This is a genomic window from Burkholderia pyrrocinia (genome assembly GCF_001028665.1).
GTDB lineage: Bacteria > Pseudomonadota > Gammaproteobacteria > Burkholderiales > Burkholderiaceae > Burkholderia > Burkholderia pyrrocinia.
In genome coordinates this window covers 916,991-936,742 of the sequence record NZ_CP011503.1, presented here as the reverse complement: position 1 = coordinate 936,742, position 19,752 = coordinate 916,991, and the positions used below count along the sequence as shown (strand labels likewise).

The window sequence follows — 19,752 nt, the reverse complement described above, 5'->3', positions numbered from 1 at the left end:
ACCCTTGCGAAGCCGGGAACAATCCCCAAATGGGCAGGGCAATTGCTCTACAATCTTCATTCTCCCGCTCGCGAGTGATTCATGGTTCCCCACCTCGTTACCGCGTTGAACGGTCCGCTGCTCGAACTCGAGCAGAAGATCCTCGACGCGACGCCTGCGATCGAACGCTGGTTCAGGCTCGAATGGCAGGAACATACCCCGCCGTTCTATTGTTCGGTGGACCTGCGCAACGCCGGCTTCAAGCTGGCCCCCGTCGACGCGAACCTGTTCCCCGGCGCGTTCAACAATCTGCCGTCCGAAGTGCTGCCGCTCGCCGTGCAGGCCGCGATGGCCGCGATCGAGAAGATCTGCCCGGACGCGAAGAACCTGCTCGTGATTCCGGAGCTGCCGACCCGCAACGCGTTCTACCTGGAAAACGTCGCGCGCCTCGCGACGATCATGCGCCAGGCCGGCCTGAACGTGCGCTTCGGCTCGCTCGACCCGAGCATCACCGACATGACGCCGATCACGCTGGCCGACGGCCAGAAGATCGTGCTCGAGCCGCTCGAGCGTTCGCAGCGCCGCCTCGGCCTGAAGAATTTCGATCCGTGCTCGATCCTGCTGAACAACGACCTGTCGGCCGGCATCCCGGCCGTGCTGGAAAACCTGCACGAGCAGTACCTGCTGCCGCCGCTGCACGCGGGCTGGGCCGTGCGCCGCAAGTCGACGCACTTCTCGTGCTACGACGACGTCGCGAAGAAGTTCGCGAAGATGGTCGGCGTCGACCCGTGGATGGTGAATCCGTATTTCGCGCACGTCGAGGGTGTCGACTGGCAGGGCCATGAAGGCGAGCAGGCGCTCGCCGACGCGATCGACGGCGTGCTGAAGAAGATCGCGCGCAAGTACCGCGAATACGGGATCAGCGAGAAGCCGTTCGTCGTCGTGAAGGCCGACGCGGGCACGGCGGGGCGCGGCGTGATGACCGTGCACGATGCGGCCGAGATCGGCCGCATGTCGAAGGCCGAGCGCGCGCAGATGGCCGAGTCGAAGGCCGGCCTCGCGGTGCGCGACGTGATCGTGCAGGAAGGTGTCTATACGTTCGAGCGCGTCGGCGACGAAGTGGCCGAGCCCGTCGTGTACATGATCGACCGCTACGTGGTCGGCGGTTTCTACCGCACGCACGGCGGCCGCGAGCGCGACCAGAACCTGAACGCGCCCGGCATGCACTACGTGCCGCTCGGCTTCGAGCACACCGCGCTGCCGGATGCCGGCGCGAAGCCGGGTGCCGCGCCGCCGAACCGTTTCTACATGTACGGCGTCGTCGCGCGGCTGTCGCTGATCGCGTCGTCGATCGAACTCGAAAAGACCGATCCCGAAGCCATCCAGGTTTAACCGGGCTTCGCTACGTACAGGATTCGCATGGACATTCTCTTTATCGCCGACCCGCTCGAGCATTTCAAGATCTACAAGGATTCGACCTACGCGATGATGGCGGAGGCCGTGCGGCGCGGGCATGCGGTGTACGCGTGCGAGCCGCGCCACCTTGCGTGGACGGGCTCCGCCGTCGAGGCCGACGTGCGGCGCATCACGTTCGTCGGCGAGCTCGACGACCTGCAACGCGAGACCTGGTTCGAAGCGGGTTCCGTCGACGCGCGCCGCCTCGAATCGTTCGGCGCGGTGCTGATGCGCAAGGATCCGCCGTTCGACATGGAATACGTGACGTCGACCTGGCTGCTCGAACTGGCCGAGCGTGCGGGCGCACGCGTGTTCAACAAGGCGCAGTCGATCCGCGACCATTCGGAAAAGCTCGCGATCGGCGAGTTTCCGCAGTTCGTCGCGCCCACGCTCGTCACGCGCGACGCGAAACGGCTGCGCGCGTTCCACGCCGAGCACGGCGACGTGATCCTGAAGCCGCTCGACGGGATGGGCGGGATGGGCGTGTTCCGCGTGAAGCCCGACGGCATGAACCTCGGCTCGATCGTCGAGATGCTGAGCCACGACGGCACGCGCTCGGTGATGGCGCAGAAGTTCATTCCCGAGATCAAGGCCGGCGACAAGCGCATCCTGCTGATCGGCGGCGAGCCGGTGCCGTATTCGCTCGCGCGGATTCCGCAGGGCAGCGAGGTGCGCGGCAATCTCGCCGCGGGCGGGCTGGGTGTCGCCCAGCCGCTGACCGCGCGCGATCGCGAGATCGCCGGGACGCTCGGGCCCGTGCTCGCGTCGCGCGGGCTGCTGCTGGTCGGCCTCGATGCGATCGGCGACTGGCTGACCGAGGTGAACGTCACGAGTCCGACGTGCTTCCGCGAGATCATGGAGCAGACGGGCTTCGACGTCGCCGCGATGTTCATCGACGCGCTGGAGCGTGCGGCCGCGTAGGCCGCCTTCCCGTGCAACCCCGGCGGCGGCCGCGCAGGTCCCCCGTCGCCGGAGCAGCTTGACCGGCCTGCTACAATGCCCGCTTGCCAGGTGCCGTGATCGGCGCACCGAAGGCCCGGCGGTCGGGCCGATACTGTTGCAAGGCTGAACATGAAACGTTTCCCACACTCGCTACGCTCTTTGCCCCGCTGCGGGGCGTCGGCCCGCCAGGGGCGGCCGGGAGCGATCTGACATGGCCGGGATTCTGATCATCGCGCACGCCCCGCTCGCCACCGCGCTGCGGGACTGCATCGCGCACATCTACGGCGGCGTGCCCGCGCGCATCGGCTGTATCGACGTGACGGCGGACAGCGATCCGACCCAGGTGATGGCGTTCGCGCACGCGGAACTCGCACGGCTCAAGGAAGAGAACGGCGTGGTCGTGCTGACCGACATGTACGGCGCGACGCCCGCGAACATCGCGGGCCAGCTCGCGAAGATCGACAACGTGCGCGTGCTGGCGGGCGCGAACCTGCCGATGCTCGTGCGGGCCGTCTGCTACCGCACCGTGCCGCTCGACAAGCTCGTCGACAAGGCGCTGTCCGGCGGCGCGAAGGGCGTCCACGAAGTGGCGGCCGGCACGCCGCCGCCGCCGACGGAAGCCGGCTGCGGCCAGTGCGCGCCGATTCCGCCCGAACCGCAACCGCGCACCGAATCGCACTGACCACCGCGTTTTTCGTTTTAGACAGCACCGCCGGCGCGCGCCGCCGGCGGTCCCGACCGACCCGACCGAGAATCATGCTTCAACAAGAAACCACCATCGTCAATAAATTGGGGCTCCATGCGCGCGCATCGGCCAAGCTTACGCAACTGGCCGGCAACTTCCAGTCGGAAGTCTGGATGACACGCAACGGGCGCAAGATCAATGCGAAGAGCATCATGGGCGTGATGATGCTGGCGGCGGGCATCGGCAGCACCGTGACGATCGAGACCGAAGGGTCCGACGAGCGGGAAGCGATGGACGCGCTGCTGAAGCTGATCGCCGACAAATTCGGCGAAGGCCAGTGATCGTCACGCGGGATCGTTGCCATTTCCAGCCAGAATGCCGCGGATTTCGCGGCATTTTTTTCGTCGGAAGCATTGATGCGGAATGCGCAATGCTGCGGTGCATGCAGTCAGCGGGGAGTCGCGGAATTTATAATCACTAACCGGGGTCATAAGCGCATCGCAGCAGTGTGCCGCGGCTTTACTTGTACAGAGGAGGTGCGCGTGTCCTTCACGCTGCAAGGCATTCCCGTCTCACGAGGTATCGCGATCGGGCGAGCGTATCTGATCGCGCCGGCGGCGCTCGACGTCGCCCATTACCTGGTCGAGGCGAACCAGATCGACGCCGAGGTCGAGCGTTTCCGCACGGCGCTCGAAGTCGTGCATCGCGAACTCGAAGCGTTGCGCGCCGACCTGACCGACGACACCCCGAGCGAAGTCGGCGCATTCATCGACGTCCACATGATGATCCTGAGCGACGCGATGCTCGTGCAGGAAACCATCGACCTGATCCGCACGCGCCGCTACAACGTCGAGTGGGCGCTGACCGAGCAGCTCGAATTGCTCACGCGCCATTTCGACGACATCGAGGACGAATACCTGCGCGAGCGCAAGGCCGACATCGAACAGGTGGTCGAGCGCGTGCTGAAGGCACTCGCCGGCGCACCGTCCGCGTCGCAGGCGCTCGACCGCGCGGCCGCGAACGGCACGAACGAGATGATCGTCGTCGCGCACGACATCGCGCCGGCCGACATGATGCAGTTCAAGACTCAGTCGTTCCAGGCGTTCGTCACCGACCTCGGCGGGCGCACGTCGCACACGGCGATCGTCGCGCGCAGCCTCGGCATTCCGGCCGCGGTCGGCGTGCAGCATGCGAGCGCGCTGATCCGCCAGGACGACCTGATCATCGTCGACGGCGACCAGGGCATCGTGATCGTCGATCCGGCGCCGATCGTCCTCGAGGAATATTCGTACCGCCAGTCCGAGAAGCTGCTCGAGCAACGCAAGCTGCAGCGTCTGAAATTCTCGCCGACGCAGACGTTGTGCGGCACCAAGATCGATCTGTACGCGAACATCGAGCTGCCCGACGACGCGAAGGCGGCCGTCGAGGCCGGCGCGGTCGGCGTCGGCCTGTTCCGCTCCGAGTTCCTGTTCATGCATCAGAAGCAGATGCCGGAGGAGGAGGAGCAGTTCGCCGCGTACAAGCGGGCCGTCGAGTGGATGAAGGGCATGCCGGTCACGATCCGCACGATCGACGTCGGCGCGGACAAGCCGCTCGAGGCGCTCGACGAGGGCTACGAGACGGCGCCGAACCCGGCGCTCGGCCTGCGCGCGATCCGCTGGAGCCTGTCCGAGCCGCAGATGTTCCTCACGCAGTTGCGCGCGATCCTGCGCGCGTCCGCGTTCGGCCAGGTGAAGATCCTGATCCCGATGCTCGCGCACGCGCAGGAGATCGACCAGTCGCTCGACCTGATCCGCGAGGCGAAGCGCCAGCTCGACGACGCGGGGCTCGCGTACGATCCGAACGTGCGCATCGGCGCGATGATCGAGATTCCGGCCGCGGCGATCGCGCTGCCGCTGTTCCTGAAGCGGTTCGATTTCCTGTCGATCGGCACGAACGACCTGATCCAGTACACGCTCGCGATCGACCGCGCGGACAACGCGGTCGCGCACCTGTACGACCCGCTGCATCCGGCCGTCCTGCACCTGATCTCCTATACGCTGCGCGAAGCGAAGCGCGCGGGCGTGTCGGTGTCGGTATGCGGGGAGATGGCGGGCGATCCGGCGCTCACGCGCCTGTTGCTCGGGATGGGGCTCACCGAGTTCTCGATGCACCCGAGCCAGTTGCTCGTCGTGAAGCAGGAGATCCTGCGCGCGCACCTGAAGGCGCTCGAGAAGCCGACGGCCGACGTGCTTGCCGCATTCGAGCCGGAGGAAGTGCAGGCGGCGCTGCAGCGTCTGTCGGTCGCCGAGCCGCGTGCGGACGCGGCCGCTTAGGTCGCTCGGGCTGCTCAGGCGCCCGCGTCGCCGCTAATTGCCGTGAAGTGTCATGCATGCGCCGGCAGGCGCATGCCGCTCGCGCGTCAGTGCCGGCCCCCGCAGACGGGGCAGTCGGCCTGGCGCGCGATTTTCATCGTCGTCCATTCCATCCGCAGCGAATCGAGCATCATCAGCCGCCCGTTGAGCGTCGTGCCGATTTCGCCGATCACGCGCAGCGCTTCGGCAGCCTGCATCGCGCCGATGATCCCGACCGTCGGCGCGAACACGCCCATCGTCGCGCACGCGACTTCCTCGAACGGCTGGTCTTCCGGAAACACGCACGCATAGCAGGGCGCGGCCGCGTCGCGGAAATCGAACGTGCTGATCTGGCCGTCGAAGCGCAGCGCGGCGCCCGACACGAGCGGCACGCCGTGCGCGACGCACGCGCGGTTGATCGCATGCCGCGTCGCGAAGTTGTCGGTGCAGTCGAGCACGACGGTCGCGCGTGGCACGTGGGCGTCGAGCCACGCGTCGTCGACGCGCTCCGCGACCGCGTTCACCTTCACCTCGGGGTTCAGTTGCGCGAGCGCGTCGCGCCCCGATTCGACCTTGCTGCGGCCGACCGATGCCGTCACGTGCAGGATCTGCCGCTGCAGGTTCGTGAGGTCGACCGTATCGGCGTCGACCAGCGTGATCGTGCCGACTCCCGATGCCGCGAGGTACATCGCGGCGGGCGAGCCGAGGCCGCCCGCGCCGACGACGATCGCGTGCGCGTCGAGAAAGCGCTGCTGCGCCTCGATGCCGATTTCGTCGACGAGGATGTGGCGGGAGTAGCGGAGGAGTTGATCGTCGTTCATGGGGAGATCGGGCGAAGCATGCCGCCGGCGGCGGCGCGGACGTATCTGCGTATTCTAGTGCAGTGTTCGGCGCTAATCGGCACTGATGTGCTGCGCCTTCGCGCCCGTGGCTGCGTTGCAAATCCTCGCGATGCCACTGGGCATCGCTGCGGTTTGCGCCTTGCCACGAGCACGAATCCGCTGGCACATCAGCACCGCTTAGCACCGAACACTACACTAGGCGCACATGAAAAACGGGCCATCGCGGTCTTCCCGCGATGGCCCGTCGGATGCCGGCCGGCGCTTACTTCGGCGCCGACGCAGGCTTCGGTGCGGAAACCGGCTTCACGCTCGCGCCCGATGCCTTCGGGGCCGCGGCAGCCTTGCCGGCCGGGCTCTTCGTCGTGCTCTCGGCGAGCAGCGACTTCGATTCCTGGACGGGCTTGCCTTCGAGCTTGTTGAGCGCCTGCTGCATCATGAAGTCGTCGGTGCTGCCGAACTCGATCGGCTTGCGATCGCGATCCTTCTGGCGTTGCTCCGGCGTCTTCTTGTCGTTCTGCTCTTCGAGGACGCGCAGTTGATCCATCCGGCGCTGCTCGCGATCCTCCTGTTCCTTCTTCTCGTTCGGATCCTGCGTGTTCGCGAGGTGGTTCGTGTAGTCGACCTCGCGCGTCACGAGCACGTCGTCCGGATCGCCGTCCGCGTACTGATCGACCGGCACGTCGGGCGTGATGCCCTTGTTCTGGATCGAACGGCCGCTCGGCGTGTAGTAGTACGCGGTCGTCAGGCGCAGCGCGGTGTCGGCCGTCATCGGGCGGACCGTCTGCACCGAGCCCTTGCCGAACGTCGTCTTGCCCATGATCTGCGCGCGCTTCGAATCCTGCAGCGCACCGGCGACGATTTCCGACGCGGACGCCGAATACGCGTTCGTCAGCACGATCATCGGCACGGTCTTGAAGGCCGGCGGCAGGTTCTTCAGCGGATCGCCGTCGAAGGAGGGCAGGCGATAGTTGTCGTACGTATCGCGGTAGACCTGCTTCGAATCGGGGATCTGGCCGTTGGTCGACACGACGACGGAGTCGGGCGGCAGGAACGCGCCGGCAACGCCGACCGCGCTCTGCAGCAGGCCGCCGCCGTTGTTGCGCAGGTCGAGGACGAGGCCCTTCAGGTTCGGCTGCTGGCGCGCGATGTCCTGCAGCTTCTGGGCGAGATCGGGCGTCGTGCGCTCCTGGAAGCTCGTGATGCGGATATACGCATAGCCCGGATCGAGGATCTTCATCTTCACGCTCTGGACCTTGATGATCGCGCGCGTGACCGTGACCGGGAACGTGCGGTCGTCGCTCTTGCGGAAGATCGTCAGCGTGACCTTGGTGCCCGGCTCGCCGCGCATCTGCTTGACGGCCTTGTCGAGCGTCATGCCGCGCACCGGCTTGTCGTTGATGCGCGTGATCAGGTCGCCCGGACGAATGCCGGCGCGGAACGCGGGGGTGTCCTCGATCGGCGAGATCACCTTGACGAGGCCGTCTTCCTGCGAGATCTCGATGCCGAGACCCGCGAAGCGGCCCTTCGTCTGCTCCTGCAGCTCGTCATAGTCGGTCTTGTCGAGGAACGACGAGTGCGGGTCGAGGCTCGACACCATGCCCTTGATCGCCGCCGTCAGCAGCTTCTTGTCGTCGACCGGTTCGACGTACTCGCGCTTGATCTGGCCGAATACTTCCGCGAACAGGCGGAGCTGGTCGAGGGGAAGCGGTGCCGTGGCGGTCTGCTCGGCCGACGCGGAAATCTGCAGCGTGGCGAACACGCCCGTGGCAAGGCCCGCGGCAATCAGGCCGATGTTCTTCAATTTCATTCGCATAGAGAGTCTGGTGCGGTCGGGAAGCGCGTGGCGGTAGCGGGGATATAGCGGACAAGTATAACTGTTCGTCCGATAACTCAGTGGAACGCCGCGAAAAGCGGCAAAAAGGGCCCGGAGAAGGCCCGGCGGGGCGCCGCCGGATGCGCTTGCGGGTTCGAAAGCGGATTCGACAGCAGCGGGGCCGCGAAGGTTCGCGCGGCGTGCCGGGCCGGCCGGGCACGCCGCGCCGGACGCGGCCCGCCCGGCGCGCCGGACGTCAGCCCGCCTTGCCCTGCTTCGCGACGGCGGCCTGCGCCTGCGCGATCGCTTCCTGGTCGCCGAGGTAATAGTGCGTGATGGGCTTCAGGTTCTCGTCGAGTTCATACACGAGCGGCACGCCGTTCGGGATGTTCAGGCCGACGATGTCGCTGTCCGAGATGCCGTCGAGATACTTGATCAGCGCGCGCAGCGAGTTGCCGTGCGCGGCGATCAGCACCTGCTTGCCGGCGCGGACCGCCGGCGCGATCGACTCGTTCCACAGCGGCAGCACGCGCGCGACCGTGTCCTTCAGGCACTCGGTGAGCGGCAGCTGCTCGCGGGGCACCTTCGCATAGCGCGGATCGTTGAACGGCGCGCGCTCGTCGGTCGGCTCGAGCGCGGGCGGCGGCGTGTCGTAGCTGCGGCGCCAGACGAGCACCTGCTCGTCGCCGAACTTCGCGGCCGTTTCCGCCTTGTTCAGCCCCGACAGCGCGCCGTAGTGGCGCTCGTTCAGGCGCCACGAATGGACGACCGGCAGATACATCTGGTCCATCCGGTCCTGCACGTGCCACAGCGTGCGGATCGCGCGCTTGAGCACCGACGTGTACGCGATGTCGAACGTGTAGCCGGCCTCCTTGAGCAATTCGCCGGCCTGGTAGGCCTCGTTGCGACCCTGTTCGGTCAGGTCGACGTCGACCCAGCCGGTGAAGCGGTTTTCCTTGTTCCACGTCGATTCGCCGTGGCGGATGAGAACGAGTTTGTACATGGATCTTGCGGTCGGTAGTGAAGGAAGCGGTGCGCGTCGCGCGGCACCCGACCCGGGCCCGCCATCGCGCAAGACGGTTATTTTATAATGGCGGGATTGTCCTCATCCGATTTCTCTTTTTCCGGCGGAATTCCGTGACGTTCTTTACCGATTACACGAACCTGGCCCTCATCGCGATCCTGCTGGTATCCGGCGGCCTGCTGGCCTGGCCCGCGCTGCGCCGCGGCCGCGGCGGCCTGTCGGCCGCGGAGGCCACCCAACTCATCAACCGCCGCAATGCGGTCGTGATCGACGTGCGCGCCGCGTCCGATTTCGCCGCGGGCCACCTGCCGTCGGCGCGTCAGGTCGCGGCGGGCGAGATCGGCGCGAAGATCGCGCAGGTCGCGAAGAACAAGAGCACGCCGGTGCTGCTCGTCTGCCAGAATGGCCAGCAGTCGCAGAAGGCTGCGCGCGAGGTCGAGGCGGCGGGCTACGCCGAGGTGCACGTGCTCGAAGGCGGCGTGGCTGCCTGGCAGCAGGCCGGGATGCCGGTCGTCAAACAAGGAGTGGCGAAGTGAACAAGGTTCTGATGTACAGCACGCAGGTGTGTCCGTATTGCATGCAGGCCGAGCGCCTGCTGAAGCTGCGCGGTGTCGAGCAGATCGAAAAGGTGCTGATCGACCGCGATCCGGCGCGCCGCGAGGAAATGATGACGCGCACGGGGCGCCGCACGGTGCCGCAGATCTATATCGGCGATACGCACGTCGGCGGTTACGACGATCTGTCGAAGCTCGACCGCGAAGGCGGGCTCGCACCGCTTCTGCAAGCGGCCTGATTAGGGCAGAATGGCCGCCGGCCGCGCCGCGGCTTGGGCGCGCAGGATTCATCCGTGGCGGCCTGCGAGAAGCCGGGCCGCTCCGTCACCACTTTTAGGGAAACACCATGTCCGACGTCGAAAACCAACCGTTCTTCAACATCCAGCGCGTCTACCTGAAGGATATGTCGCTCGAACAGCCGAATTCGCCGGCGATCTTCCTCGAGCAGGACATGCCGTCGGTTGAAGTCGAAGTCGACGTCAAGGCCGACCGCCTCGCGGAAAGCGTGTTCGAAGTCGTCGTGTCGGGTACCGTCACCGCGAAGGTGAAGGACAAGGTCGCGTTCCTGATCGAAGCGAAGCAGGCCGGCATTTTCGACATTCGCAACATTCCGGACGAACAGCTCGACCCGCTCGTCGGCATCGCTTGCCCGACGATCCTGTTCCCGTACCTGCGTTCGAACATCGCCGATGCGATCACGCGCGCGGGCTTCCCGCCGATCCACCTGGCGGAAATCAACTTCCAGGCGCTGTACGAGCAGCGTCTCGCGCAGCTTCAGCAGCAGCACGCCGGCGCCGAAGGCGCGCCGAACGGCACGACGCTGAACTGACGTTTCACTCGGACCGGTGCTGGGTATGAAAGTAGCCGTTCTCGGCGCCGGTGCCTGGGGCACCGCGCTCGCGGGCCATCTGGCCGCGCGGCACGATACGCTTCTATGGGCGCGCGACGCCGCGCTCATCGCCGGGCTGCAGGCCCGGCACGAAAATTCCCGTTATCTGGACGGCATCGCGCTACCTGACGCATTGCGCTACGACGCCGATCTCGGCGCCGCGCTCGCGCATGGCGCCGCGGACGACGCGCTGTGCGTGATCGCCGCGCCCGTGGCCGGCCTGCGCACGCTGTGCCACGCGATGCGCGACGCAGGCTGCGTGCCCGCGCACATCGTCTGGGTCTGCAAGGGCTTCGAGGCCGACACGCATCTGCTGCCGCATCAGGTGATCGCGGCCGAGCTGCCCGAACAGCGCAGCAACGGCGTGCTGTCGGGGCCGAGCTTTGCACGCGAGGTCGGGCAGTCGCTGCCCGTCGCGCTGACGGTGGCGAGCGCGTCCGCCGAATGCCGCGAGCGCACGCTCGCCGCGTTCCATCACGGCGCGATGCGGATCTATACGGGCGACGACGTGGTCGGCGTCGAGGTCGGCGGCGCGGTGAAGAACGTGCTGGCGATCGCGACCGGCATTTCCGACGGCCTCGGCCTCGGGCTGAACGCGCGCGCCGCGCTGATCACGCGCGGCCTCGCCGAAATGTCGCGGCTCGGCGTCGTGCTCGGCGGCCGCGCGGAAACCTTCACGGGCCTCACGGGCCTCGGCGACCTGATCCTCACCGCAACGGGCGACCTGTCGCGCAACCGCACGGTCGGCCTGCAACTGGCGGCCGGCCGCACGCTGAACGACATCCTCGGTGCGCTCGGCCACGTGGCCGAAGGCGTGCGCTGCGCGCAGGCCGTGCTCGCGATCGCGCAAGCGCAATCGATCGAGATGCCGATCACCGAAGCCGTGTGCGGTGTACTGTTCGACGGCATTGCGCCGCGCGACGCCGTCAGCGGCCTGCTGCGGCGCGACGCGCGCGCCGAGTAGCGCGGACGGGCGCCGCCCGGCGCGGTCGCGCCAGGCGCGCGGCGCCAAAGCGCACTACGCTTGAACAGTCTCCGGCACTTCGGGAGGTTGTCATGCTGCAGATCCATTCCACCACGCTCGACGCGCAGGTCGTCGACATCACGACGCTCGAGGTCGACGTGATCGTCAACGCCGCGAACGGCTCGCTGCTCGGCGGGGGCGGTGTCGACGGCGCGATCCATCGCGCAGCCGGCCCCGGCCTGCTCGCGGAGTGCCGTACGCTCGGCGGCTGCGATACGGGCGACGCGAAGCTTACGCGCGGCCACGGGCTGCCGGCGCGCTACGTGATCCATGCGGTCGGGCCGGTGTGGCACGGCGGCGATCGCGGCGAGCCCGACCTGCTCGCATCGTGCTACCGGCGCGCGATCGAACTGGCGGAGGAGGTCGCCGCGACGTCGATCGCGTTCCCGGCGATCAGTTGCGGCATCTACCGCTATCCGGCGGGCGAGGCCGTCGAAATCGCAGTCGGCACCGTCGCCGAAATGCTGCCGCAGGCGCCGAATCTTGCGCGCGTGGTGTTCGCGTGCTTTTCCCCCGACATCTACGACCTGTATCGCGCACGGCTTACGCGGGCCTGATGCAGCCCGCGGCGGGCCCGCGTCATGCGCCGCCTTCGAAGCCGGCCTGGCGCCACGCCTCGAACACGACCACCGCGACCGTGTTCGACAGGTTCAGGCTGCGGTTGTCCGGCCGCATCGGCAGGCGCACGCGCTGTTCGTTCGGGAAGCGTTCGAGCAGCCCCGCGGGCAGGCCGCGTGTCTCCGAGCCGAACACGAACCAGTCGCCCGGCAGGAATGCATGATCGTGGAAGCGGCCCGAGCCGCGCGTCGTGAACGCGAACATCCGCGCGGGATCGGGCGATTCGGCCGCGACGAACGCGTCCCAGTCGCGGTGCACGCGCATCTGCGCATATTCGTGATAGTCGAGGCCGGCACGGCGCATCCTCGCGTCGTCGAGCGGAAAGCCGAGCGGCTCGATCAGGTGCAGGTGCGCGCCGGTGTTGGCGCACAGGCGGATCACGTTGCCGGTGTTCGGCGGAATTTCGGGAGCGACGAGGACGACGTTGAACATGTTTCGGTTTGGCTGGGCCGGCCGGGGCGGAGCAGCGCGCGCTCCTTCCCGGCCGGCCGGTTCGTGACGGCTACGGCCGCGTGCAGGCGGCCGGCCTCCCTATCTAATTAATCCCTGGCGGTGCGCAGCGCAACCAGATTCGTCACGCGCGCGGCGCCCGCCGCCTTCAGTGCGTGCGCGGCGGCCGCGAGCGTCGCGCCGGATGTCATCACGTCGTCGACGAGCGCAACGTGGCGGCCCGCGACGTCGCCCGCCACTGCGAACGCCGCCATCATGTTGTCGCGCCGCGCGCGCAGGGCGAGCCGCGACTGCGGCGCGGTGTCGGCGACCCGCGCGAGCAGCGCCGCATCCGCGTGCACGCCGAGCCGGCGCGCGAGCGGCCGCGCGATTGCCCATGCCTGGTTGTAGCCGCGCGCGACGAGCCGCCCATGCGACAGCGGCACCGGCGCGACCAGGTCGAAGCCGCCGGTGCGTTGCGTATCGTCGACCAGCCGGGCGAGCCGGGCCGCGAATTCGGCGCCGAGCGCGAGCCGCGCATGAAACTTCAGGCCACGCGCGAGCCCGTCGAGCGGCGCGCGGTAATCCGCGAGCGCGAGCGTCGCATCGAACGGCGGCGGCGCGGTGCGGCACGCGTCGCAGCGGTACGCGGCCGCGCGGCCGGCGCCGGTGTGCCTGCCACGGAGCGGGCGCGAACGCAGTTGGCCGACGCCCAGCGGCAGCGCGCAGACGTCGCAGCGCAGCCGTGCTTCATTCCAGTACGCGGCGTCGCAGGCAACGCAAATCACGGCGTGTGACAAATTGCCGCACAGTGCGCAGCGATTCGGCAGCGCGACCGCGGCGAAGCGCGCGGCCAGCGTGCGAAACTGCGACAAAACGACGCGCATCGTGCGCGGAGCGGAACTGCGGATCATCGCGAACACTCCTGGCAGCCCCGTCTCGATGAAGCCTGCGGGGCGAGCGAGTATACTTCGGGCTCTTCGCCAGTGTGCCCGACATGTCCCCAGCTTCGACTTCAACCAGCCGTCCGGCCAATGACGCCAGGCGCCTGCGGCGGATCTTCGATCGCCGTGCCGCCACGTTCGACGCGGTCGCGTTCCTGCCGCGCGAGATCGCGCAGCGGATGAACGAGCGCCTCGAATACATCAAGGTGAGCCCCACGGCCGTGCTCGATGCGGGCTGCGGCCCGGGCGACGATCTGCCGGCGCTGCGCGCGCGCTTTCCGGAGGCGCCCGTATTCGGCGTCGACCTGTCCGGCGCGATGCTCGCGCGGGCCGGTCAGCGCGAGGTCGAGCAGACGAGCTGGCGCCGCTGGCTGCCGGCTTCGCTCGGCCGGGCGCTGGGCCAGCGCGGCCCGCGCGTCGCGCAGGCCGACTTCGCCGCGCTGCCGTTCCCGGGCGGCGCGTTCGACCTGATCTGGTCGAATCTCGCGCTCCACTGGCATTCGCGCCCCGACGCGGTGCTGCCCGAATGGCAGCGCGTGCTGCGCGTGAACGGGCTGCTGATGTTCAGCACGCTCGGCCCCGACACGCTGCGCGAGCTGCGCGCGGCCTGCGCGGACGCCGAAGCGGCGCTCGGCATCGCGCCGCCCGCCGCGCGCGTGATCGATTTCGTCGACATGCACGACCTCGGCGACATGCTCGTCGAGAGCGGCTTCGAGATTCCCGTGATGGACCAGGAAGTGCTGACCGTCACCTACCAATCCCCCGACTCCCTGCTGGCCGACGTGCGCCGCTGGGGCGCCTATCCGTTCGAGCGGGCAGCGCCGCAGCACGCGACGCGGCGCTTTCGTGCGGCGCTTGGCGATGCGCTGGAAGCGCGCCGGCGCGCGGACGGCACGATTGGCCTGACGTTCGAAGTGATCTACGGCCACGCATGGAAGGCCGTGCCGCGCACGACCGCAGAAGGGCACGGGATCGTGCGCATCGAGGACATCGGAAAGGGGCGTCCGAAGAATCGGTAAAGCGGTAAAGAGGGGTTTTGTTATGTCTGGAATTAGCGGCGCAAAGCGGGGTCGAATTGGCGCCAAAAATGGCCGGAAAGCTTGTCGCGCTTGGCTTGCGGGGCGATAGGCGCTTGCTTGTGGATGCCATTGAACCCGCCTATAATGCGTCAGCTTGTCGTCCCGGGGTCCCCGCAATACGGGGCGACGAGTCCGATGCAGGCATGCATCGCATGCCATTCGCGTGAGGCGGCGATGGAAGCAGCGAGGGTTTTGGCGGAGACGACGAACGGCGAACCGGTCCTCGAAGACTGGCTGATGAAACGCAACTGTTCGGCGTCGCCACGCCAGTTCGTGCTGCTTTACGCGTCGCTCGCAGGCTTCTCGCTGGTGATCGCGGGGTTGCTGATGTGGTGGGGGGCTTGGCTCGTCATGCCCTTCACCGGAATCGAGTTGCTGGCGGTGGGTGTCGCATTTGCGATCTATGCTCGCCATGCGGTCGATTACGAACGCATCAGGCTGTTTCCGCACCGGCTCGTGATCGAGCGGATGGATGCGGAGCGGCTCACGCAGATCGAATTCAACCCGCGCTGGGTGCGGGTCGAGCCGGGTGCGACGCCACGCGATCCGATTCGACTGGTATCGCGCGGGCAGACCGTCGTAATCGGGCAGCATCTCGCGCAGCACAAGCGTGCGCAGTTCGCCGACGAACTGCGCGTGTCGCTCAGGCGCTGCGGCTGACGAGGCGCGGGCACCGGCCGGGAACAGGCCGGCGGCTTGCGACGGGGGAGGGTTTGAATGGAAATTTTGGGTAAGGATGCTATGAAAACAATCAAGCGAGCCCTCGCGGGCGTGCTGGCATGCAGCGGTTTGCTCTTTGCCGGTGCCGCCCTGGCGGTCGGTGATAGCCCGGGCGGCCCCCGTGTCAACGAGATCAACTTTCAGCCGCCTGTCACGAAGATCGCCGAGGAGCTCTACGATCTCCACACGATGATGCTGATCCTGTGTACGGTGATCTTCGTCGGCGTGTTCGGCGTGATGTTCTATTCGATCTTCGCGCACCGCAAATCCAAAGGCCACAAGTCCGCCAATTTCCATGAAAGCACGACCGTCGAGATCATCTGGACGATCGTGCCGTTCGTCATCGTCGTGCTGATGGCGCTGCCGGCGACGAAGGCCGTCGTCGCGATGAAGGACACGACGAACGCCGATCTCACGATCAAGGTCACCGGCTACCAGTGGAAGTGGGGCTACGACTACGTGAAGGGCCCGGGCGAGGGCATCGGCTTCCTGTCGACGCTGTCCACCCCGCGCGACGAAGTGATGGGCAAGAAGCCGATCACCGACACCTATTTGCAGGAAGTCGACAACCCGCTCGTCGTGCCGGTCAACAAGAAGATCCGCATCATCACGACCGCGAACGACGTCGTCCACTCGTGGTACGTGCCCGCGTTCGGCGTGAAGCAGGATGCGATTCCCGGCTTCGTGCGCGACACGTGGTTCAAGGCCGACAAGGTCGGTACCTTCCGCGGTTTCTGTACCGAGCTGTGCGGCAAGGAACACGCGTACATGCCGGTCGTGGTCGAAGTGCTGTCGGAAGACGACTACGCGAAGTGGGTCACCGCGCAGAAGGCCAAGATGGCCAGCGCGTCGGTCGATCCGAACAAGGTCTACACGATGGCCGAACTCGTCGCGCACGGCGAGGAAGTCTACAAGGCGAACTGCGCGGCCTGCCACCAGGTGAGCGGCAAGGGCCTCGGCGCGTTCCCGGCGATGGACGGCAGCCCGATCGTGAACGGCCCGATCGCCGGCCACGTCGAGCGCGTGCTGAACGGCAAGGGTGCAATGCCGTCGTGGGCGTCGCTGTCGGACCTCGACATCGCATCGGTCATCACGTACGAGCGCAATTCGTGGGGCAACCACAAGAACGACCTGCTGCAGCCGAAGCAAGTGGCTGACGCGCGCAACGGCAAGATGCCGGCGGACACGGCAGGCGCAGCGGCGCCGGCCGAAGCGGCTTCGGCACCAGCGCGAGCTGCGTCGGGCGCGGCCGAGCAGCCGGCGGCAGCGTCGGCATCGGCCGCACTGTCGACGATCTACTTCGAGACGGGCAAGAGCGTGCTGCCGGCCGACGCGAAAGCGGCGATCGCCGCCGCGGCTGACTATGCGAAGGCACATCCGGACGCGAAGCTCGCGCTGTCGGGCTTCACCGACAAGACGGGCTCGGCCGACGCGAACGCCGAACTGGCGAAGCAGCGCGCACAGGCCGTGCGCGACGCGCTGAAGGCAGCAGGCGTGGCGGAAGACCACATTATTCTCAAAAAGCCGGAAACGATCACGGGCGGGGCTGACGCGAAGGAAGCCCGGCGTGTCGAGATCGGGCCGGCGGCTTGACGTGTCGCTGAGTTAGTCGACGTATTCGCATTAGGAGATTCTCATGTCTAGCATCGGGCACGACGTAGCCGCGGACCACGCGCACGACGACCACGCGCACGAAATGCCGCACGGCTGGCGGCGCTGGCTGTTCGCCACCAACCACAAGGACATCGGTACGCTGTACCTGCTGTTCTCGTTCATCATGTTCCTGTCGGGCGGCGTGATGGCGCTCGGCATCCGTGCCGAACTGTTCGAGCCGGGCCTGCAGATCATGCGTCCGGAGTTCTTCAACGAACTCACGACGATGCACGGCCTGATCATGGTGTTCGGCGCGATCATGCCGGCGTTCGTCGGCTTCGCGAACTGGATGATTCCGCTGCAGATCGGCGCGTCCGACATGGCGTTCGCGCGGATGAACAACTTCAGCTTCTGGCTGCTGCCGGTCGCGGCAGTGCTGCTGGTCGGCTCGTTCTTCGCGCCGGGCGGCGCGACGGCCGCCGGCTGGACGCTGTACGCGCCGCTGTCGACGCAGATGGGCCCGGGCATGGACTTCGCGATCTTCGCGGTGCACATCATGGGCGCGTCGTCGATCATGGGCGGGATCAACATCGTCGTGACGATCCTGAACATGCGCGCACCGGGCATGACGCTGATGAAGATGCCGATGTTCGCATGGACGTGGCTGATCACGGCGTACCTGCTGATCGCCGTGATGCCGGTTCTGGCAGGCGCGATCACGATGGTGCTGTTCGACCGCCACTTCGGCACGTCGTTCTTCAACGCGGCAGGCGGCGGCGACCCGGTGATGTACCAGCACATCTTCTGGTTCTTCGGCCACCCCGAGGTGTACATCATGATTCTGCCGGCGTTCGGGATCGTGTCGCAGGTGATCCCGGCGTTCGCACGCAAGACGCTGTTCGGCTATAGCTCGATGGTGTATGCGACGGCTTCGATCGCGATCCTGTCGTTCATGGTCTGGGCGCACCACATGTTCGCCACGGGCATGCCGGTCACCGGTCAGCTGTTCTTCATGTACGCGACGATGCTGATCGCGGTGCCGACGGGCGTGAAGGTGTTCAACTGGCTCGCGACGATGTGGCGCGGTTCGATGACGTTCGAAACCCCGATGCTGTTCGCGATCGGCTTCCTGTTCGTGTTCACGTTCGGCGGCCTGACGGGCCTGATGCTCGCGATGGCGCCGCTCGACATCCAGTATCACGGTACCTACTTCGTGGTGGCGCACTTCCACTACGTGCTGGTGGCAGGCTCATTGTTCGCGCTGTTCTCGGGCTGGTACTACTGGGCACCGAAGTGGACGGGCTGGATGTACAACGAGACGCGCGGCAAGATCCACTTCTGGTCGTCGATGATCTTCTTCAACCTGACGTTCTTCCCGATGCACTTCGTCGGTCTCGCGGGCATGCCGCGTCGTTATGCGGACTACCCGGCGCAGTTCACGGACTTCAACCAGGTTGCGACGATCGGCGCATTCGGCTTCGGCCTCGCGCAGGTGTACTTCCTGTTCGCGGTCGCGCTGCCGGCCTACCGTGGCGGCGGCGAGCTGGAAAAGGCGTCGGACAAGCCGTGGGATGGCGCGACGGGCCTCGAGTGGACGGTGCCGAGCCCGGCTCCGTTCCACACGTTCGAGCAACCGCCGCACGTCGAGTAAGTTTCACCGTGCGCTCCGCCGCTGCCTGCCGCGCAGGCAGGCGCGGCGGGCGCCGAACCGAAGTTTCAGATGAACCGGAATCCACAAGAAAGACGATCGCCCGAGCAGATTCGCGCGGGCAACAAGCGGCTCGGCCTCATCCTGCTCGTCATCGCCGCCGTTTTTTTCGTGGGTGTCGTGATCAAGCAGTGGTGGCTGTCCACTCACTGATGCTGTAACTGACGCAGTAGCGAGGAAGTTGTCGTATGTCGAAGCCGGAAGACGGCGCCGTCGATCGCGCATTCAATCGTTCGATGCTGGTGAAGCTCTTCGTCGTGGCCGGGCTGATGTTCGGTTTCGGCTTCGCGCTGATCCCGATGTATCGGGCGATCTGCCAGATCACCGGCATCAACAACCTGGTGCAGCGCGACGTCAGCGAGCGCGAGGTGAAGAACTCGCAGGTCGACACCAGCCGCACGGTGTCGGTCGAGTTCGATGCGAACGCGCGCGGCCCGCTCGGTTTCAAGCCGGAGCACAACAGCGTCGACGTGCACCCGGGCGAACTGACGACGATCGTGTACGACGTGACGAACGGGCAGGGCCGGCCGGTCGTTGCGCAGGCGATTCCGAGCTACGCGCCGAAGCAGGCGACGGAGTTCTTCAAGAAGATCGAATGCTTTTGCTTCACGCAGCAAACATTGGCCGCGAACGAGTCGCGCAAGATGCAGGTGGTGTTCGTGATCGATCCGAAACTGCCGAAGGACGTGAAAACGATCACGCTGTCGTACACGTTCTTCGAGCTCAATACGCCGGCTGCGCCGGCGCCGGCGACGCGCAGTACCGCGGCGCAGGGCGCGGCGAAGCCGGACGCATGACGACGGAGGCGGGGCGATGACGGAGGGCAAGCGGGGCGGGTCGTTCGGCCAGGCGGTGAAAGCGGTGCTGTGGTCGTTCTTCGGGGTGCGCAAGCGGCGCGACCTGGAGGCCGACGCGACGCAGCTCAATCCGCTGCACGTGCTGATCGTCGCGTTGATCGCGGCCGGCGTGTTCATCGGCGTGCTGATCCTGATCGTGCGTGCCGTCGTGGGCTGAGGCCCGCCGCGGCCACGAAAGAATGCAGTGCGCAGCGCCACGGCGCTGCGTGCGGGAAAGAGCGGTGGCGGTCGCGCCGCGCAAGAAATAAAGCCGGAGCGGTTTCC

At 66.9% G+C, this 19,752-nt stretch carries 22 protein-coding genes; 17 read left to right on the top strand and 5 right to left on the bottom strand.

Annotated elements, in window-relative coordinates; translation table 11 throughout:
• The first annotated feature begins 81 nt into the window (after positions 1-81).
• From gshA to ptsP, 5 genes are all read left to right on the top strand, one after another.
• A complete protein-coding gene (gene gshA, locus ABD05_RS04360) occupies positions 82-1,371 on the top strand; it encodes a glutamate--cysteine ligase (RefSeq protein WP_047899105.1) in 1,290 nt (429 codons plus the stop codon).
• Positions 1,372-1,398: 27 nt separating this feature from the next.
• Complete coding sequence (gene gshB / locus ABD05_RS04355) at positions 1,399-2,355, top strand: glutathione synthase (protein ID WP_047899104.1); 957 nt, start codon at positions 1,399-1,401, stop codon at positions 2,353-2,355.
• A 232-nt stretch (positions 2,356-2,587) separates the two neighbouring features.
• The gene (locus tag ABD05_RS04350; protein ID WP_047899103.1) at positions 2,588-3,058 is read left to right on the top strand and encodes a PTS sugar transporter subunit IIA; all 471 of its coding nucleotides are present in this window, start codon (positions 2,588-2,590) and stop codon (positions 3,056-3,058) included.
• Positions 3,059-3,132: 74 nt separating this feature from the next.
• Complete coding sequence (locus tag ABD05_RS04345) at positions 3,133-3,402, top strand: HPr family phosphocarrier protein (RefSeq protein WP_031401331.1); 270 nt, start codon at positions 3,133-3,135, stop codon at positions 3,400-3,402.
• Between the two features lie 201 nt (positions 3,403-3,603).
• Positions 3,604-5,376 carry a phosphoenolpyruvate--protein phosphotransferase gene (ptsP, locus tag ABD05_RS04340; protein ID WP_047901075.1) on the top strand — a complete coding sequence of 591 codons (1,773 nt, stop codon included), beginning with the start codon at positions 3,604-3,606 and terminating at the stop codon, positions 5,374-5,376.
• A gap of 86 nt (positions 5,377-5,462) precedes the next feature.
• Here ptsP and ABD05_RS04335 read toward each other — a convergent pair whose 3' ends face one another.
• From ABD05_RS04335 to gpmA, 3 genes are all read right to left on the bottom strand, one after another.
• A complete protein-coding gene (locus ABD05_RS04335; protein WP_047899102.1) occupies positions 5,463-6,215 on the bottom strand; it encodes a HesA/MoeB/ThiF family protein in 753 nt (250 codons plus the stop codon).
• A 283-nt stretch (positions 6,216-6,498) separates the two neighbouring features.
• Positions 6,499-8,049 carry a S41 family peptidase gene (locus ABD05_RS04330; protein WP_047899101.1) on the bottom strand — a complete coding sequence of 517 codons (1,551 nt, stop codon included), beginning with the start codon at positions 8,047-8,049 and terminating at the stop codon, positions 6,499-6,501.
• Positions 8,050-8,305: 256 nt separating this feature from the next.
• On the bottom strand, positions 8,306-9,052 hold the full coding sequence (gene gpmA, locus ABD05_RS04325; RefSeq protein WP_047899100.1) for a 2,3-diphosphoglycerate-dependent phosphoglycerate mutase: 747 nt from the start codon (positions 9,050-9,052) through the stop codon (positions 8,306-8,308).
• A gap of 134 nt (positions 9,053-9,186) precedes the next feature.
• On the opposite strand from gpmA, the gene ABD05_RS04320 reads away from it, so the two are divergent.
• The 5 genes from ABD05_RS04320 to ABD05_RS04300 all read left to right on the top strand — a co-directional run bounded on the left by ABD05_RS04320 (position 9,187) and on the right by ABD05_RS04300 (position 12,097).
• Entirely contained in the window at positions 9,187-9,609 is a 423-nt protein-coding gene (locus tag ABD05_RS04320; RefSeq protein WP_034179117.1) for a rhodanese-like domain-containing protein, read from the top strand.
• Positions 9,606-9,866: a glutaredoxin 3 gene (gene grxC, locus ABD05_RS04315; RefSeq protein WP_034179116.1), complete on the top strand. Its 261-nt coding sequence runs from the start codon at positions 9,606-9,608 to the stop codon at positions 9,864-9,866. Before ABD05_RS04320 ends, grxC begins: the two co-directional genes overlap by 4 nt.
• A 107-nt stretch (positions 9,867-9,973) precedes the next feature.
• Positions 9,974-10,456 (top strand): protein-export chaperone SecB, encoded by a 483-nt coding sequence (gene secB, locus ABD05_RS04310; RefSeq protein ID WP_047899099.1) that lies wholly within the window; start codon positions 9,974-9,976, stop codon positions 10,454-10,456.
• Positions 10,457-10,481: 25 nt separating this feature from the next.
• Positions 10,482-11,480 carry an NAD(P)H-dependent glycerol-3-phosphate dehydrogenase gene (locus tag ABD05_RS04305; protein ID WP_047899098.1) on the top strand — a complete coding sequence of 333 codons (999 nt, stop codon included), beginning with the start codon at positions 10,482-10,484 and terminating at the stop codon, positions 11,478-11,480.
• A gap of 92 nt (positions 11,481-11,572) precedes the next feature.
• A complete protein-coding gene (locus ABD05_RS04300; protein ID WP_047899097.1) occupies positions 11,573-12,097 on the top strand; it encodes an O-acetyl-ADP-ribose deacetylase in 525 nt (174 codons plus the stop codon).
• 22 nt (positions 12,098-12,119) lie between these two features.
• On the opposite strand, the gene trmL is transcribed toward ABD05_RS04300, so the two are convergent.
• Together trmL and ABD05_RS04290 are read right to left on the bottom strand one after the other, a co-directional pair.
• Complete coding sequence (trmL, locus tag ABD05_RS04295) at positions 12,120-12,590, bottom strand: tRNA (uridine(34)/cytosine(34)/5-carboxymethylaminomethyluridine(34)-2'-O)-methyltransferase TrmL (protein WP_047899096.1); 471 nt, start codon at positions 12,588-12,590, stop codon at positions 12,120-12,122.
• A 107-nt stretch (positions 12,591-12,697) separates the two neighbouring features.
• A complete protein-coding gene (locus ABD05_RS04290; RefSeq protein WP_047901074.1) occupies positions 12,698-13,501 on the bottom strand; it encodes a ComF family protein in 804 nt (267 codons plus the stop codon).
• 83 nt (positions 13,502-13,584) lie between these two features.
• Between ABD05_RS04290 and ABD05_RS04285 the strand changes: the two genes are divergently transcribed.
• From ABD05_RS04285 to ABD05_RS04255, 7 genes are all read left to right on the top strand, one after another.
• On the top strand, positions 13,585-14,550 hold the full coding sequence (locus ABD05_RS04285; RefSeq protein ID WP_047899095.1) for a methyltransferase domain-containing protein: 966 nt from the start codon (positions 13,585-13,587) through the stop codon (positions 14,548-14,550).
• Between the two features lie 195 nt (positions 14,551-14,745).
• Positions 14,746-15,270, top strand: coding sequence for a DUF2244 domain-containing protein (locus tag ABD05_RS04280; RefSeq protein ID WP_047899094.1), 525 nt, complete (start codon positions 14,746-14,748; stop codon positions 15,268-15,270).
• 57 nt (positions 15,271-15,327) lie between these two features.
• Positions 15,328-16,923 carry a cytochrome c oxidase subunit II gene (coxB, locus tag ABD05_RS04275; RefSeq protein ID WP_047899093.1) on the top strand — a complete coding sequence of 532 codons (1,596 nt, stop codon included), beginning with the start codon at positions 15,328-15,330 and terminating at the stop codon, positions 16,921-16,923.
• 43 nt (positions 16,924-16,966) lie between these two features.
• Positions 16,967-18,574, top strand: a complete 1,608-nt coding sequence (gene ctaD, locus ABD05_RS04270; protein ID WP_014895962.1) for a cytochrome c oxidase subunit I — start codon at positions 16,967-16,969, stop codon at positions 18,572-18,574.
• 69 nt (positions 18,575-18,643) lie between these two features.
• A complete protein-coding gene (locus ABD05_RS38560; RefSeq protein ID WP_047899092.1) occupies positions 18,644-18,784 on the top strand; it encodes a cytochrome oxidase small assembly protein in 141 nt (46 codons plus the stop codon).
• Between the two features lie 35 nt (positions 18,785-18,819).
• Positions 18,820-19,428, top strand: a complete 609-nt coding sequence (locus ABD05_RS04260; protein WP_047899091.1) for a cytochrome c oxidase assembly protein — start codon at positions 18,820-18,822, stop codon at positions 19,426-19,428.
• Between the two features lie 16 nt (positions 19,429-19,444).
• On the top strand, positions 19,445-19,645 hold the full coding sequence (locus ABD05_RS04255; RefSeq protein ID WP_047899090.1) for a DUF2970 domain-containing protein: 201 nt from the start codon (positions 19,445-19,447) through the stop codon (positions 19,643-19,645).
• Positions 19,646-19,752: the final 107 nt, after the last annotated feature.